Raw genomic sequence first — 15,035 nt, 5'->3', positions numbered from 1 at the left:
GCCGCACCTGGCAGGGATGACTCAGCCGACCCGTGCGTAGACCGCGAGCGCGCGCCCCGCGCGGCTGACGAGGACGAGGTCGCCGCCGGGCGTGAGGAGCAGCCGAGCTGCGCCCGGGACGCCGAACCCGCTGGGCCGAGCGCACTGCGTGGCCGGAATGCACCCGACGAGGGTGGACGCGAGGCTGCCTCCGGTCAGGGCGCCGTCCGGACCGAGTCGGCGGGTCACCTGGAGGCTGTTGAGCCCGTCGCTCCAGCCCAGGGCCATACCCCGCGCGCCCGATCGGCGGATCCACAAGTCGCGCTCGGCGCCCGGGGGCACCGGTCCGCCGCGGACCTCCACGACCTCCCAGTCCCCCACCACGTCGCCGCGGTCGGTGACCGTACGGCCCGGGGGTGCGACCGGCGCGCGGGTGGGGTCGGCGGAGGGCGGCGCCGTGGGTGGCGTGGCGGCGTCCGGTGGCGTGGCGACCGGCGGCTCGGGATCGACCGTCCTCCCCGGGTCGGCGGGCAGCGCCAGGGCAGCCACGGCGACCACGGCGACCACGGCCACGGCCGCCCCGCCGAGCACGGCCAGCCGCCCGTGCGCTCGACGTCGGCGCGCGGCTCTCGCCGTCGCGAGCAGGCCCGGCGGCAGTGGCGGAGCGATGTCGTGGCCGAGGTGGTGGAGGTGGTCCTCGACGCCGGTCGGGTGGTCGGTCGGGTGGTCGGTCGGGTGGTCGGTCGGGTGGTCGGTCATGCGGGTCCTCCGTCGCGGAGCTCTGCGAGGCCGCTGTCGGCGGCGAGGGTGGCGAGGGCGCGGGACAGCCGACTCTTGACCGTGCCGGGCGCGATGCCCAGCACCTGGGCGATCTGCGGCACGGTGAGGCGGACGTAGTAGCGCAGCGCGACCACCTCGCGCTGACCCTGGGTGAGTCCGGCGACGGCCCGGCGCAGCGCGTCGGCGGAGTCGACGCGGTCGGCCTCGTCGGGCTCGACGACCTCCGGGAGCAGCTCGACCGGTGTCTCCGGGCGTCGGCGGTGGCGGCGTACTGACTCGCGGTGGGCGTTGAGCAGCACCTTCGAGACGTAGGCGTCGCGGTGGTCGGCCCGGCTGACCTTCCCCCAGGCGACGTAGCACTTGACCAACGTCGCCTGGGCGACGTCCTCGGCCTCGTGCAGCGTGCACCCGAGGGAGACCGCGGCACGCACCAGCGTGAGCCAGCGCGCCGCGGCATAGGCGGAGAAGTCGTCGTCCCGGTCCATCACAGTCAGGATGCCGGGGCGCGGGGAAAGGTTCCCGGCTACCTCGCCGGCTTCGGGGTCACCCAGAGCCTGATGACGCCCTCGATCACGGTCGTCCCGTCGTCGCGCACGCCCGTGACCCGCACGGGCACGTGGGGGTCGTCGCCGGTCCACTGCTCGGGGTCGGTCTCGGCGGTGCAGGTGATGTCGCTCGTGGCCTTGGCGGTGTAGGTGACCTCCATGCCCTGGGGGATCCACCGCTTGTCGGCGGGGATCGTGGCCTCGGCGAGGGCGCCCATCGCGGCCTCGAGGCCGTTGCAGAGCGCGATCGCGTGCACGGTGCCGAGGTGGTTGTGCACGCCACGCCGCTTGGGGACGACGAGCTCGGCGTAGTCGGGCCGGATCTCGACGAAGCGCGGCCGCACGCTCGCGAAGTACGGCGCCTTCTGGCTGAACAGCACCGAGAACACGCGCTTGCCGAGCGTGCTGCCGACCACGGGGAGGCCGCTGGCGGTGCGCCACACGGAGAGGACCTGGCTCATGCCGCCACTCTAGGGCAGATCGTTACCGCACGGTAACTTAGCTCAGCGACAGGAACAGCCGCTCCAGCTCCTCGAGCCGCTCGCGCGGGAGGTCGGCCTCGTCGCCGAGGCTGGTGCGCCACTCGGCGGCGACCATCGCGAACCCGGCGCGGTCGAGGGCGCTGGAGACGGCCTTGATCTGGTGGAGCACCGAGGAGAGGTCGCGCTCCTCCTCGATCATCCGCAGCACGCCGGCGAGCTGTCCCTGGGCCCGCTTGACCCGGTTGACGACCGCGGCGCGGTCGGTCTCACTTGCCATGTCGCCTCGTCGTCCCTCGTCGTCCCTCGTCGCCCACCGCCTCCCGGCGTCGACGCCCCCCAGCGGACGTCGGATCGTCAGGCACAACGGCGCACGCCCGACCGGGTTACGGGACAGCCGGTCCCCGGGTCGGTGTGACGAGCTCGACCCGGTTGCCGTGCGGGTCGCGCGCGTGGACCCGGAGGTAGCCGGGGAACGTCGTCCGCTCGGCGTGGTCGACCGGGCACCCCGCGGCCTCGATCCGTGCGGCCGCGGCGTCGAGCGCCTCCTCGTCGGCGAGCTCGAAGGCCGGGTGGGCCTTGGCTGCCGGCACGAACGGGTCCTCCACGCCGACGTGGAGCTCGGCGACGACGGTGCCGGCGTCGTCGTGGGCCCGGAACCAGACGCCGCCCCGGCCGGCCAGCGGCTCGGGCTTGGCGACCTCGGTGAGGCCGAGCGCGCCGGCGTAGAAGGCGCGGGCGGCGTCCTCGCCGCCGGGCGGGCAGGCGACCTGCACGTGGTGGAGCCTCATCGCTGGCCTCCCGGCGCCTGGGCGACGACGAAGACCCGGCGGAACGGCAGCACGACGGTGCCGTCGTCGCGAGTGGGGTACGCCGCCGCGAGCCGAGCGCGGAACTCCACCTCGAACCGCGGCCGGAGGTCGTCGGGCAGGGCCTGCAGCGTCGGCCGGGCCCCGGTGCCGCTGACCCAGGTGAAGACGGGGTCGTCGCCGGTCAGGACGTGCAGGTAGGTCGTCTCCCAGGCATCGACGCGGCACCCGAGGCCGGTCAGCGCGTCGAGGTAGGTCACGGGGTCGTGGCTCGAGGGGACCGCGACGCCGTGGGTGTGCTCGGCGTACGCCGGCTCGGCGGCGAGCGCGGTGCGCAGCGTGTGGCTCGGCTCGTCGAAGTTCCCGGGCACCTGGAAGGCGAGCCAGCCGCCGGGCGTCACGGCGGAGACGAGCGACGGCAGCAGGTCGAGGTGGTCCGGCAACCACTGGAGCGTGGCGTTGGAGACGACGACGTCGGCGCGGCCGCGCCAGTCGCGCAGGTCGCCGACCTCGAAGGCAATGCCGGGCACGTCGCGCCGGGCGCGGTCGACCATCTCGGGGCTGCTGTCGACGCCGGTGACGGTGGCGCCGGGCCAGCGCTCGGCGAGCAGCCGGGTCAGGTTGCCGGGGCCGCACCCGAGGTCGACCACGGCGGCGGGCGTGGGGGCCGGCACGCGGGCGAGCAGGTCGACGAACGGGCGGCCGCGCTCGTCGGCGTAGGTCAGGTAGCGGGCCGGGTCCCAGGAGTGAGATGTCTTGACCATGTGTATCTTGATATCAAGATTCTCGACGTTTGGCTAGAGTGGGGGTCGTGACGGACCGGGTGCGCGACGAGGTGGACGAGCTCGTCGACGCCTGGGCCCGTGAGCGCGCCGACCTCGACCTCGACCCGGTCGCGGTCTTCTCCCGGATCTCCCGGCTCTCGCGGCACGTCGACCTGGCCCGCCGCGCGGCGTTCAGCGCCCACGGCATCGAGCCGTGGGAGTTCGACGTGCTGGCCGCGTTGCGCCGCGCCGGGACGCCGTACGAGCTCTCGCCGGGGCGGCTGCTCCGCGAGACCCTGGTGACCAGCGGGACGATGACCAACCGGGTCGACCGGCTGGCCGCCCGCGGCCTGGTGGAGCGCTACCCCGACCCCGCCGACCGCCGCGGCGTGATCGTGCGGCTCACGGCCGAGGGCAAGGCCGCGGTCGACGGCGCCTTCGAGGCCCTCCTCGACGCCGAGCGCCACCTCCTCGCCGGCCTCCCCGCCCCCGAGCAGGCCCGGCTCGCCGCGCTCCTGCGCGAGCTGCTGGTGCCGTTCGGGGAGAGGGCGTCGGGATAGTCCCGGACCAGATGGCCCCTGAGGCCGGTCTTCTGGGGCCATCTCGTCCGGGACCACCCCGCCGGGGTCACTCGAGGAGCTCGGCCGCCTCGAGCCACTCGAGCTCGACGGACTCCTTGTCGGCGAGGACCTGCTGGAGCTCGGCGGAGGCCTCGGCGAGGCGGGCGTAGTCGGAGCCGGCGGCGACGACGGCCTCGTTGAGCTCGACCTCGCGGCGGGTGAGGCGCGCGAGGGTCTTGTCGAGGCGGGCGAGGTTCTTGCGGGCGGTGCGCTCCTCGGCAGAGCCGCTCTTGACCTTGGCCGACGACGTGGACGACGCGGACGCCGACGACGACGAGCCGGACCCCGAACCGCCGAGCACGACGGGGGCGGTGGCGGTGGCCGCGCGGCGCTCGAGGTACTCGTCGACGCCGCGCGGGAGCATCGAGACCTGGCCGTCGCCGAGCAGCGCCCAGACCGAGTCGGTGACACGCTCGAGGAAGTAGCGGTCGTGCGAGACGACCACGAGGGTGCCGGGCCAGCCGTCGAGGAAGTCCTCGAGCACGGTGAGGGTCTCGATGTCGAGGTCGTTGGTGGGCTCGTCGAGCAGCAGCACGTTGGGCTCGGTGAGCAGCAGCCGCAGCAGCTGGAACCGGCGCCGCTCGCCACCGGACAGGTCGCCGAGCCGGGCGGTGAGGCGGTCGCCGGTGAAGCCGAACCGCTCTAGCAGCGAGGTCGCGGTGATCTCGCCGTCGGCGGTCCTCGCCACCTGCCGCTGGCCCTCGATCGTCGCGAGCACCCGGGCCTCGGGGTCCTCGGCGGTGACGTCCTGCGTGAGGTGCTGCAGGGCGACGGTGCGTCCCACCTTGACCTTGCCGGCGCTCGGCGCCAGCCCGCCGGAGAGCAGGTTGAGCACCGAGGACTTGCCGGCGCCGTTGACACCGACGATGCCCACGCGGTCGCCGGGACCCAGCCGCCAGGTCGCCCCGGTCAGCAGGCGCCGCTCCCCGCGGACGAGGTCGACGTCCTCGAGGTCGACGACGTCCTTGCCGAGGCGCTGGGTGGCGAACCGCTGCAGCTCGAGGCGGTCGCGCGGCGGCGGCACGTCCTCGATGAGGCGGTTGGCGGCGTCGATGCGGAACTGCGGCTTCGACGTCCGCGCCGGCGGTCCGCGACGCAGCCAGGCGAGCTCCTTGCGCGCGAGGTTCTGCCGGCGGGTCTCGCTGGCCTCGGCCTGCCGCGAGCGCTCGGCCTTGGCCAGCACGAACGCCGCGTAGCCGCCCTCGTAGACGTCGACGGCGCCGTCGTGGACCTCCCAGGTGAACTGGCAGACCTCGTCGAGGAACCAGCGGTCGTGGGTGACCACGACGAGTGCCGACGTACGACGGCGCAGGTGGCCGGCCAGCCAGGCGACGGCCTCCACGTCGAGGTGGTTGGTGGGCTCGTCGAGGACGATCAGCTCGTGGTCGCCGAGCAGCAGGGCGGCCAGGGCGCAGCGGCGACGCTCGCCACCGGAGAGACCGTGGACGGCCCGGTCGAGCTCGACGCCGGCGAGGAGCTCGGTGACGATGCCGCGCAGGGTCGCGTCGGCCGCCCACTCGTGGTCCTGCAGGCCCCGGAGCACCGCCTCGCGGACGGTGTGGGTGTCGTCGAGCTCGTCGCCCTGGTGCAGGTAGCCGACGAGCAGGCCGCGGCTGCGCGAGACCCGGCCGCCGTCGGGCTCCTCGAGCCCGGTCATCACCTCGAGCAGGGTCGTCTTGCCGTCACCGTTGCGGCCGACGATCCCGATCCGGTCGCCGGCGCCGATGCCGAGGGAGACGTCGCTGAGCAGTGGGCGGACGCCGTAGGACTTCGAGACGGACTCGAGGTTGAGGAGGTTAGACATGGGCCGGCACCACGTGGGATCCGGCGACGGCGCCGTTGGCGACCAGGACGACGGGGTGGCCCGAGCGCATCATCGCGCCGGCGAGGTCGCGGGCGTGGTCGGCCGACTCGCACAGGAACACCACGGTCGGGCCGGAGCCGGAGACCAGCCCGCGCAGCGCACCTTCTGACTCACCCTGCTCGACCAGCGTCCCGAGCTCGGGACGCAGGTCGATGGCCGGCTCCTGCAGGTCGTTGTGCAGTGCACGCGCCAGGCTGAGCGGCTGCCCGGTGCGCAGCGCGCCGAGCAGCAGGTCGGCGTCGGGCGGGGTGGGGTCGGCGTCGGGGAAGAGCTTGTCGAAGTGGCGGTAGACGGCGGGCGTCGACATCCCCTCCACGCTCGGCACGATCACCCACCACCAGGTGCCGACGTCGGCCACCGGCTCGACGAGCTCACCGCGGCCGGTGCCGAGCGCCGTACCGCCGACCAGGGCGAAGGGGACGTCGCTGCCGAGCTCGGCGGCGATGTGGAGCAGGTCGTCGTCGCTGGTGCGCAGGTCGTGCAGCCGGTCGAGGGCCACCAGCGTCGCCGCGGCGTCGGCCGAGCCGCCCGCGAGCCCGCCGGCCACCGGGATGGCCTTCTCGACGAGGAGTCGGCCGGTGAGGGTGCGGTGGTGGTGGACGCCGAGCAGGACGGCGGCGCGGTGGGCGAGGTTGTCGGCGTCGAGCGGGATCACGGCGGTGTCGATCCAGTCGGTGGCGCTCAGCTCGACCGAGAGGTCGTCGGCGGGGTGGGCGGTGACGTCGTCGCACAGCCCGACGGCCTGGTAGACGGTGGTCAGCGGGTGGTAGCCGTCGTCGCGGGGCGCACCCACGCCGAGGTGCAGGTTGATCTTGGCGGCGGCGCGCACGGTGACCGCGTGGGACGTCGAGATCATGCGGCGGCCCCGCCCAGGTGCTCGGCGAGGGCGGAGAACTGCTCCACGCCCAGCATCTCGCCGCGCGCGAGGGGGTCGATGCCGGTCTGCGCCAGCGCCCGGTCGACGACCTCGCCGTCGGCCAGCGAGCGGAGGGCGCCGCGCAGCGCCTTGCGCCGGTGGGCGAACGCCGCGTCGACGACGGCGAAGACCTGCTCGCGGGTGGCGGTGGTGGCGGGCGGCTCGCGGTGGGTCCAGGCGACCAGGCCCGAGTCGACGTTGGGCGCCGGCCAGAAGACCGAGCGGCCGATGGCGCCGGCGCGGCGCACGTCGGCGTACCAGGCGGCCTTGACCGACGGGACGCCGTAGGTCTTGCTGCCGGGCTTGGCTGCCAGCCGGTCGGCGACCTCGGACTGCACCATCACCAGGCCCCGCTCGAGGCTGGGCAGCAGGGCGAGCAGGTGCAGCAGCACCGGCACCGAGATGTTGTAGGGCAGGTTGGCGACCAGTGCGGTGGGCGGCGGCCCGGGCAGCCCGGTCACCCGCAGGGCGTCGGCGTGGACGAGCTCGAACGCCGCGACCTGCTCGGGCGCGTGCTCGGCCACGGTCTGCGGCAGCAGCGAGGCGAGCTTGTCGTCGACCTCGATCGCCACCACCCGCCGGGCGACCTCGAGCAGCGCCAGCGTGAGGGACCCCAGCCCGGGCCCGACCTCGACGACGACGTCGTCGCCGGTGATGCCGGAGGTCGTCACGATGCGCCGCACGGTGTTGCCGTCGATGACGAAGTTCTGCCCGCGCTGCTTCGTCGGGCGCAGGTCGAGCTGGTCGGCCAGCCGACGTACGTCGGCCGCCCCGAGGAGTCTCGGAGCGGCCGGCGTCATGCGTGCGAGGTTAGCGAGCGGGGCTCATCGTCAGCGGGGCAGGCCCAGCTTGGCGGCGCAGCCGGGCCACGAGCCGTAGCCGCCGGTGGCGTCGCGGAGCCGCTCGGCGACGGCGATCTGCGCCTCGCGGGAGTTGTCGCTGGGCAGCCCGGAGCCGCCGTAGGCCTGCCAGGTGCCGAGGTTGAACTGGAGGCCGCCGTAGTAGCCGTTGCCGGTGTTGATGGCCCAGTTGCCGCCGGACTCGCACTGCGCCAGGGAGTCCCAGACCGTGCCGCCGCCGGAGTAGTCGACCTCCGGCTCGGGGGCGGGGGGCTCGGCGGTGCCGATCGCGACGAGCTCGGAGACCGGCTCGCGCACGACCGTGGACTCCAGCACCCGGCGCTCGGTGATCTCGCCGTTGACCATGATGAGCCGGTAGACGACGTCGCGCAGGCCGGCGCGGCCCTCGCGGACGACCTCGGTGGTGCCCTCGGTCATCGAGTCGTCCTCCTCCTCGACGGTGGAGAAGTCGATCGGCTCGCCCTCGACGACCTTGCGCATGAACCGCTTGTCGGTGAAGACGATCCGGTCGCCGGTCTCGAGCTCGGCCGCCGGCGCGGGCGTGGTGGTGTCCTGCGCGTCGAGGCGGACGCCGAGCTGGCGCAGGGCCTCCTTGACGGTCAGCGCGGTCACCCAGCGGGTGACCGGCTTCTTGCCGGCAAGGCGGAAGGTGACGCGCTTGGAGGTGACGACCTCGAGCTCGAGGCCGTCGCGGCCGATCTCGAGGCCGCGGCTCGTGTCGAGGCGCGCGTTGCTGTAGGTGGTGCCGATCTGCCCCAGTGCCGTGGCGACGTCGGTCGCGGTGACCCAGTGCGTCGTGGTCTCGCCGTCGACCGTCAGCTCGACCGGTCGGCCGTAGCGGACGTTGATCAGCGTGCCGTCCTCGACGGACTCGTCGAGGGCGGGCGCGACGGAGTCGTGCTCGCCGACCTCGATGCCCTCCGCCTCGAGCACCTCACCGACCGTGTCGCTCCGCGTGCTGACCTCGCGGGCCTCGCCGTCGACGGTCACCGTCAGCGACTTCGACAGCGATGCGTACCCGACCGTCGTACCGGCCACGGCCAGCACGACGGCGGCCACCAGGGCGAGGAGGACGGCACGGCTGTGGAGAGCGCGGCGGAATCGGCCGCGGGTCTGCTCCGGCTGCGGGTCTGCGGACGGGGTGGACTGGTCGTGAACTGGCATCTGGTTCCGTACGTCGTGCTCCCCGGGCCTCGGGTGCCGGCACCCCGCGCACGTGAAGGCCCTGGTCGGGACCGCTCGTCTGCGGGTGTCGGGACGGACCCGACGCGCGCCGGACGGGTCTTCCCGATCCCGGCCAACCCGTCTAGAACAGCAGCGCCCCCGCCGCGAATGCAAACCCCGACACGCCCCTGTGGACCACCTGGTGGCCGAAGTCACCCCTTCGAGGTCACACCAGTCACACCGGCCTCACCCGTCGCTGACCCGTCGTACATGTACGACGGGTCGGCCTACCAGGGGCCCCCGAAGGCGGTCTCGGTGTTGGCGTCGATCGCGCGGCAGAGGGTCTCGAGGTCGTCGCCGCGGACCTCGGCCATGGCGCGGACCGTCAACGGCACGAGGTAGGAGGCGTTGGGGCGGCCGCGGTGGGGCGTCGGGGTGAGGAACGGCGCGTCGGTCTCGACGAGCACCCGGTCGAGCGGCGTGACGGCCAGCGCGTCGCGCAGGGGCTGGGCGTTCTTGAACGTCACGGTGCCGGCGAAGGAGAGGTGGGCGCCGCGGTCGAGGCAGCGGCGCGCGAACGCGGCGTCGCCGGAGAAGCAGTGCATCACCCAGCGCTCGGGCGCGCCCTCCTCGTCGATCACCCGCAGGACGTCGTCGTGGGCATCGCGGTCGTGGATGACCAGCGTCTTGTCGAGGCGCTTGGCCAGGTCGACGTGGGCCCGGAACGACGCGACCTGCGCGGCCCGCCCGTCGTCCCCGGTCCGGAAGTGGTCGAGGCCGGTCTCCCCCACCGCGCGCACCCGGTCGGAGCTGCGGGCGAGCGCCTCGATCTCGGCGAGCGCCTCGTCGAGCCGCCCCTGCGCCGCCAGCAGGGGCGCCTCGTTGGGGTGCAGGGCGACGCCCGCGACCAGCGCGTCGTACGTCGCCGCGGCCTCGACCGCCCAGCGCGCGCCCGGCAGGTCGCAGCCGATCTGCACGATCCGCGGCACGCCGACCGCCGCCGCGGCGGCGAGGGCCGCCGGCACGTCGACGGTCCCGCCGTCGCGGGCGATGTCGAGGTGGCAGTGGTTGTCGACGACCGGGTGCGGCAGCGGCTCGGGAGCCGGCGGGCGGGCGTCCCGCTCGCTCACACCGACCCGACCCGGGCCAGGACGGCCTCGGCGAGGGCCTCGGGCGCGTGGGTCGGGATCCAGTGGCTGACCCCCTCCAGCACGACCAGCTCGTACGGCGCGTCGACCCACTGCCGGGTCAGGTCGACGCCCTTGCGGCCCAGGGCGACGTCGCCGTCGCTCCAGACCATCGTCGTCGGCACCGTCACCCGGGGCAGCCGCAGCGAGGGGTCGGGGACGACCAGCGCGCGGTACCAGGCGAGCCCGCCGGGGAACGCGCCGTCGGCGACGATCTCGCGGCGGAAGCGCTCGACGTCGGCGCGCGTCATCCCCGAGCCGCGCAGGACCCGCTCGAACTGCCGCGGCGCCCGGTCGACCAGCAGCTCGGGCAGCACCGGCACGTTGAACAGCGCCATGTAGTAGGAGCGCAGCCCCTGCGTGGAGGTGAGGAAGGAGCGCACGAAGGCTCGCGGGTGCGGCACCGAGACCGCCGTCCACGACCGCACCAGGTCGGGCCGCTTGGCCGCGACCATCCACCCGCACGCCGCACCCCAGTCGTGGCCGACGAGGTGGACCGGCCGGCCGATCCGGTCGACCAGCGCGACGACGTCCTCGACCAGGCGGTCGATGACGTAGTCGCGGCGGCGCCCCGGCCGGGCGCGCGGGGAGTAGCCGCGCTGGTCGGGCGCGTAGGTGCGCAGGCCCTCGGCGTGCAGCAGCGGCGCGACGTCGCGCCAGCAGGTCGCCCGCTCGGGGAAGCCGTGCAGCAGCACCACCGGGTCGCCGTCGACCGGTCCGGCGTCGAGCACGTCGAACGTCAGCCCGTCGTGGTCGTACTCCGTGACCCGCCCGGCCGCGGTCATCGCGCGCCCCCGTGGACCAGGTTGTAGACCTCGCGCTTGGGCACCCCGGCCAGTCGCGCCACCTCGACGATCGCGTCCTTGCGGTTCATGCCCCGATCCTCCCGCTCGACCACCGCGGCCCGCAGCGAGGCCTCGTCGGACGAGACGGCCGGCACGTCGTCACCCCCGGCCACCACCAGCGTCACCTCGCCGCGGACGCCGTCGGCCGCCCAGGCCGCGAGCTCGGCGAGCCCGCCGCGGCGTACCTCCTCGTGGGTCTTGGTCAGCTCGCGGCACACCGCGGCCGGCCGGTCGTCGCCCCACGCCTGCGCCATCGCGGCCAGGGTGGCGGCGGTGCGGTGCGGCGCCTCGAAGAACACCATCGTGCGCCGCTCGTCGCCGAGCTCGGCCAGCCGGCGTGCGCGCTCCCCCGCCTTGCGGGGCAGGAACCCCTCGAAGCAGAAGCGGTCGACCGGCAGCCCGCTGACCGCCAGGGCGGTGAGCACCGCGCTCGGGCCGGGCACCGCGGTGACGTGGACGCCGGCGGCCACCGCGGCCACGACCAGCCGGTAGCCGGGGTCGGAGACGCTGGGCATGCCGGCGTCGGTGACCAGGAGCACCCGCTCGCCGGCCAGCAGTGCCTCGAGCAGCGACGGGGTGCGCTGCTGCTCGTTGCCCTCGAAGTAGGACACGACCCGCCCCGAGACCGTGACGCCGAGGTCGGTGGTCAGCCGGCGCAGCCGCCGGGTGTCCTCGGCGGCGACGACGTCGGCGTCGGCGAGCTCGGTGGCCAGCCGCGGCGGCGCGTCGGCGACCCGGCCGATCGGGGTCGCCGCCAGGACCAGGACCCCGGGCTCCGTCGCGCTCACGCCGTCGATCATCGCAGGGGGTCGCGCACGTAGGCTTCCGCCTCGTGACCGCCCTGCAGGAGCCGCCCGGGACCGGGCTGTCCGAGACGGCGGGCGGTCGACCGGTGCCGACGGCGTGGCAGCGGGCCCGCGGGCGGTTCACGGCCGCCGACGCGCGGCTCGAGGGCCGGTTGCTCGCCTGGTCGACGGCGCTCGGCATCTTTGCACTCGCCCTCGGCATGCGGCTGTGGCAGCTCGGCCGGCCCGACCGGTTCGCCTTCGACGAGACCTACTACGCCAAGGACGCCTGGGGCCTGCTCAACCAGGGCTTCGTGCGCGACTACCAGGACCAGCCCGGCGGCCAGGAGATCAACGACGCCATCCTCGACGGCCGCACCCAGGGCATCTGGGACGACGGCCCGTCGATGGAGGTGCACCCCGAGGTCGGCAAGTGGGTGATCGCCCTCGGCGAGAAGGCATTCGGCATGGACCCGTTCGGCTGGCGGTTCTCCGCGGCCGTGGTCGGGGCCCTGATGGTGCTGGTGATGTGCCGGCTGGCGCGCCGCCTCACCGGGTCGACGCTGCTCGGCTGCCTGGCCGGGCTGCTGCTGGCGTTCGACGGCCTCCACTTCGTGCTGTCCCGGCTCGCGCTGCTCGACATCTTCCTCGCGTTCTTCCTGCTCTGCGGCGTCGCGGCCATCGTCAACGACCGCGACTGGCACCGCGCCAGGCTCGCCCGGCTGGTCGGCGACGGGCCGGTCGAGCCGGGGGGCTGGGGCCCCGTCCGGGGCCTGCTGTTCCGGCCGTGGCTGGTCACCGCCGGCGTCTGCTTCGGCCTGGCCATCGGCACCAAGTGGACCGCGCTCTACCCGCTGGCCGCGTTCGGCCTGCTCGTCTGGTTGTGGAGCGGTGGCGCCCGGCGGTCGTTCGGGGTGTCGTGGGCGACGCTGCGCGCGGTGCTGGTCGACGGCGTCCCGGCGTTCGTGCAGCTGGTCCTGGTCGCGTTCGTCGTCTACGTCGCGTCGTGGACCGGTTGGCTGGTGCACGCCGACGAGTTCGAGGAGTCGCTGTCGTCGACGCAGTACACCGGCTTCTACGAGGAGCGTGACTGCATCGAGGGCGAGGACGGCAAGCTCACCTACGACAACCTCAGCCGCGACGGCGCCACCTGGCCGACGGCGAAGGAGCCGGACGCGAGCGGGCCGGCCGAGGTCGTGCAGTCGCTGCGGTCGCTCTGGTACTACCACCAGGACGTCTACACGTTCCACACCCACTACCTCAACTGCAGCAGCCACACCTACCAGTCGCAGCCGTCGGGCTGGCTGCTCATCAACCGCCCCGTCGGCGCCGCCACCCAGCTCGACATCCCGCCCGACGCCGCCGGGTGCGACGCCCCCGAGGGCAGCGAGTGCTACCGCCAGGTGCTGCTGATCGGGACGCCGATCCTGTGGTGGGGCGGCGTCATCGCCCTGGTGGCGGCCGGGCTCCTGTGGCTCGGCGCCCGCGACTGGCGCTTCGGGGTCGCCGTCGTCGGCACCCTGTCGACCTGGCTGCCCTGGCTGATGTACGACGACCGACCGATCTTCTTCTTCTACGCGATCGCGTGCCTGCCGTTCCTGGTGCTGGCGATCACCCTCGTCCTCGGCCGCCTCATCGGCCCGTCCCGCGACCCCTCGACCCGGCGTACGACCGGGGTGGTCGTGGCGGGATCGTTCCTCGTGCTCGTCGTGCTCAACTTCGCCTACTTCTACCCCGTGCTGTCCTACGAGACGATCCCGAAGTCGGACTGGCTGGACCGGATGTGGTTCTCCCGCTGGATCTGAAGCCCGCAGGCGCTCCGCGAGGAACGAGCGGAGGGCCGTGGCGTGCGCAGGTTGAGCAAGCGACGCGGGTGAGCCTGCGAACCCGCGCGAGCGCGTCGGAACCCCCGGGCCTCGGTCGTGACCTCGATCCGAACCGTCGGCGAGCACCTCGCTGGGGTCTCGACTCGGGCTCGCTGGCGCTCGCCCGGCTCGACCAGCGTGGGTCGCGGCCTCGTACGACGGCCGATTCCCCGACGGTGGTTGAGGAGGTTGCGCTAGCAACCGTCTCGAAACCACCGCTGGGCAAGCACCTCCCCTGACCCCGACCACGAGGGCACTAGCGTGACCGCATGACGTCGTGGACCCCCGGCTGGGATGCCTTCCCGCCGTCGCTGCTGGAGTTCTGGACCGAGCGACACCTGTGCAGCCTCACGACGCTGCGCCCCGACGGGCGGCTGCACGTCGTACCGGTCGGGGTGGCGCTCGACCTCGAGCAGGAGTGCGCGTGGGTGATCACGCGCGGTGGGTCGCGCAAGGTCCGCAACCTGCTGGCGGCCGGGCCCGAGGGCGGTCCGCTGGCGGCGTGCGCCGTCGACGGCGGCCGGTGGTCGACGCTCGAGGGCACCGGGGTCGTCGTCCACGACCCGGCGTCGGTGGCCCGCGCCTGCGAGCGGTACGCCGCCCGCTACCGCACCCCGCAGCCCAACCCGGAGCGGGTGGCGATCAGGATCACGGTGTCGAGGTTCGTCGGCTCAGCCTGAGGGCGGGGTGTCGGACGGCGGGGAGTCGCCGTCGCCGAGGCAGTAGTCGCCGAACTGGACGAGGTCCTCGGGGCTGAAGTGCGACGGGTCCTCGTGCGGACCGACCACCAGGTGGTAGGTGATGTCGTCGCCGCGCTGCGTGAGCTCGGAGATCAGTGCTCCGCCGTTCTGGCCGAGGTCGACCAGCTCGTCGTCCGGCGAGGCGACGACGCGGTAGCGGACGTCGTCGGGCAGCCGGGCGAGGTTGCGGACCGGGTTGCGGTCGCGCGGGACCGGTCCGCCGTAGGCCTCGGCGATGAACCGGTTGGCACCGTTGACCCGGTCCATCTCGGTGAGCGAGATCGCCGGCTTCACGCCGTACCAGCACGAGGGCTGCTCGGCGCCGTGCAGCAGGGCGTTGAGCGAGACCGCGCCGCCCATCGAGCCGGAGACCCACAGGCTGACCGGCACCCCGGCCTCCTCCTCCGCCCAGGTGATGAGCGCCTCGGTGTCGGCGGTGGAGGCGGGGTTGCCCCACGACTCGTCGTGGAACGCCGAGGACGCCACCGCCCACCCGGAGCGGAGCAGCGCCCCCAGCCACGGACCGTCAAGGCGGTCGTCGACGCCGCCGCCCTGGCCGTGGAAGTAGAGGGCCAGCCCGCGCGGCTCCGCGTCGCCGGTGGGCAGCGTGACCTGGACCGCCTGGCCCCCGAGCTCGCTGCGCACGATCCCACCGGCCCGCTCGCCGCTCGCGCCGCTGGTGACAGCGACCAGCAGCGCCGTGAGCACGGCAACGAGGGCGACGCGTCCGACCAGGGGGACGCGAGCGAGCAGCCTGGCGCGCAAGGGGTCCTCCAGTTCGCAGGTGGGAGCGGCCGTCCGAACGTGCAGGATCCTAGGCGGGGGGACCGACA

The 15,035-nt window shown here is 74.0% G+C and carries 17 protein-coding genes; 3 read left to right on the top strand and 14 right to left on the bottom strand.

All coding sequences use genetic code 11. The features are described 5' to 3' along the window. Positions 1-21 precede the first annotated feature (21 nt). The 6 genes from AC4MBH_RS10620 to AC4MBH_RS10595 form a co-directional block, all read right to left on the bottom strand. Positions 22-738, bottom strand: coding sequence for an META domain-containing protein (locus AC4MBH_RS10620; RefSeq protein ID WP_491794825.1), 717 nt, complete (start codon positions 736-738; stop codon positions 22-24). Further along, positions 735-1,244: a SigE family RNA polymerase sigma factor gene (locus AC4MBH_RS10615; protein ID WP_491794824.1), complete on the bottom strand. Its 510-nt coding sequence runs from the start codon at positions 1,242-1,244 to the stop codon at positions 735-737. Before AC4MBH_RS10615 ends, AC4MBH_RS10620 begins: the two co-directional genes overlap by 4 nt. Before the next feature lie 38 nt (positions 1,245-1,282). Next, positions 1,283-1,765: a hotdog fold domain-containing protein gene (locus AC4MBH_RS10610; protein ID WP_491794823.1), complete on the bottom strand. Its 483-nt coding sequence runs from the start codon at positions 1,763-1,765 to the stop codon at positions 1,283-1,285. A 37-nt stretch (positions 1,766-1,802) separates the two neighbouring features. Then, on the bottom strand, positions 1,803-2,063 hold the full coding sequence (locus tag AC4MBH_RS10605; protein WP_491794822.1) for a metal-sensitive transcriptional regulator: 261 nt from the start codon (positions 2,061-2,063) through the stop codon (positions 1,803-1,805). Positions 2,064-2,169: 106 nt separating this feature from the next. Continuing rightward, the gene (locus tag AC4MBH_RS10600; RefSeq protein WP_491794821.1) at positions 2,170-2,574 is read right to left on the bottom strand and encodes a VOC family protein; all 405 of its coding nucleotides are present in this window, start codon (positions 2,572-2,574) and stop codon (positions 2,170-2,172) included. Continuing rightward, a complete protein-coding gene (locus tag AC4MBH_RS10595; protein WP_491794820.1) occupies positions 2,571-3,356 on the bottom strand; it encodes a trans-aconitate 2-methyltransferase in 786 nt (261 codons plus the stop codon). The genes AC4MBH_RS10600 and AC4MBH_RS10595 overlap by 4 nt, the downstream gene beginning before the upstream one ends. A gap of 59 nt (positions 3,357-3,415) precedes the next feature. On the opposite strand from AC4MBH_RS10595, the gene AC4MBH_RS10590 reads away from it, so the two are divergent. Next, positions 3,416-3,916 (top strand): MarR family winged helix-turn-helix transcriptional regulator, encoded by a 501-nt coding sequence (locus tag AC4MBH_RS10590; RefSeq protein ID WP_491794883.1) that lies wholly within the window; start codon positions 3,416-3,418, stop codon positions 3,914-3,916. A gap of 67 nt (positions 3,917-3,983) precedes the next feature. On the opposite strand, the gene AC4MBH_RS10585 is transcribed toward AC4MBH_RS10590, so the two are convergent. From AC4MBH_RS10585 to rsmI, 7 genes are all read right to left on the bottom strand, one after another. Next, positions 3,984-5,780: an ABC-F family ATP-binding cassette domain-containing protein gene (locus AC4MBH_RS10585; RefSeq protein ID WP_491794819.1), complete on the bottom strand. Its 1,797-nt coding sequence runs from the start codon at positions 5,778-5,780 to the stop codon at positions 3,984-3,986. Continuing rightward, positions 5,773-6,696 (bottom strand): 4-(cytidine 5'-diphospho)-2-C-methyl-D-erythritol kinase, encoded by a 924-nt coding sequence (locus tag AC4MBH_RS10580; protein ID WP_491794818.1) that lies wholly within the window; start codon positions 6,694-6,696, stop codon positions 5,773-5,775. Before AC4MBH_RS10580 ends, AC4MBH_RS10585 begins: the two co-directional genes overlap by 8 nt. Beyond that, positions 6,693-7,556: a 16S rRNA (adenine(1518)-N(6)/adenine(1519)-N(6))-dimethyltransferase RsmA gene (gene rsmA, locus AC4MBH_RS10575; RefSeq protein ID WP_491794817.1), complete on the bottom strand. Its 864-nt coding sequence runs from the start codon at positions 7,554-7,556 to the stop codon at positions 6,693-6,695. The genes AC4MBH_RS10580 and rsmA overlap by 4 nt, the downstream gene beginning before the upstream one ends. Positions 7,557-7,586: 30 nt before the next feature. Then, positions 7,587-8,780: a resuscitation-promoting factor gene (locus tag AC4MBH_RS10570; protein WP_491794816.1), complete on the bottom strand. Its 1,194-nt coding sequence runs from the start codon at positions 8,778-8,780 to the stop codon at positions 7,587-7,589. 287 nt (positions 8,781-9,067) lie between these two features. Next, entirely contained in the window at positions 9,068-9,910 is an 843-nt protein-coding gene (locus tag AC4MBH_RS10565) for a TatD family hydrolase (RefSeq protein WP_491794815.1), read from the bottom strand. Next, entirely contained in the window at positions 9,907-10,752 is an 846-nt protein-coding gene (locus AC4MBH_RS10560) for an alpha/beta fold hydrolase (RefSeq protein WP_491794814.1), read from the bottom strand. Before AC4MBH_RS10560 ends, AC4MBH_RS10565 begins: the two co-directional genes overlap by 4 nt. Next, positions 10,749-11,600, bottom strand: a complete 852-nt coding sequence (rsmI, locus tag AC4MBH_RS10555; RefSeq protein ID WP_491794813.1) for a 16S rRNA (cytidine(1402)-2'-O)-methyltransferase — start codon at positions 11,598-11,600, stop codon at positions 10,749-10,751. Before rsmI ends, AC4MBH_RS10560 begins: the two co-directional genes overlap by 4 nt. Positions 11,601-11,644: 44 nt before the next feature. On the opposite strand from rsmI, the gene AC4MBH_RS10550 reads away from it, so the two are divergent. Together AC4MBH_RS10550 and AC4MBH_RS10545 are read left to right on the top strand one after the other, a co-directional pair. Continuing rightward, on the top strand, positions 11,645-13,402 hold the full coding sequence (locus AC4MBH_RS10550; RefSeq protein WP_491794812.1) for a dolichyl-phosphate-mannose--protein mannosyltransferase: 1,758 nt from the start codon (positions 11,645-11,647) through the stop codon (positions 13,400-13,402). Between the two features lie 329 nt (positions 13,403-13,731). Then, entirely contained in the window at positions 13,732-14,142 is a 411-nt protein-coding gene (locus AC4MBH_RS10545; protein ID WP_491794811.1) for a pyridoxamine 5'-phosphate oxidase family protein, read from the top strand. Here the strand turns inward: AC4MBH_RS10545 and AC4MBH_RS10540 are convergent. Then, complete coding sequence (locus AC4MBH_RS10540) at positions 14,134-14,967, bottom strand: alpha/beta hydrolase family protein (protein ID WP_491794810.1); 834 nt, start codon at positions 14,965-14,967, stop codon at positions 14,134-14,136. The two genes, AC4MBH_RS10545 and AC4MBH_RS10540, sit on opposite strands and share 9 nt — an antisense overlap. Positions 14,968-15,035: the final 68 nt, after the last annotated feature.

Source organism: Nocardioides sp. WJ219, from assembly GCF_058559815.1.
Note: the sequence above shows the minus strand (reverse complement) of the source record. Positions and strands in the feature narration are given on the sequence as shown.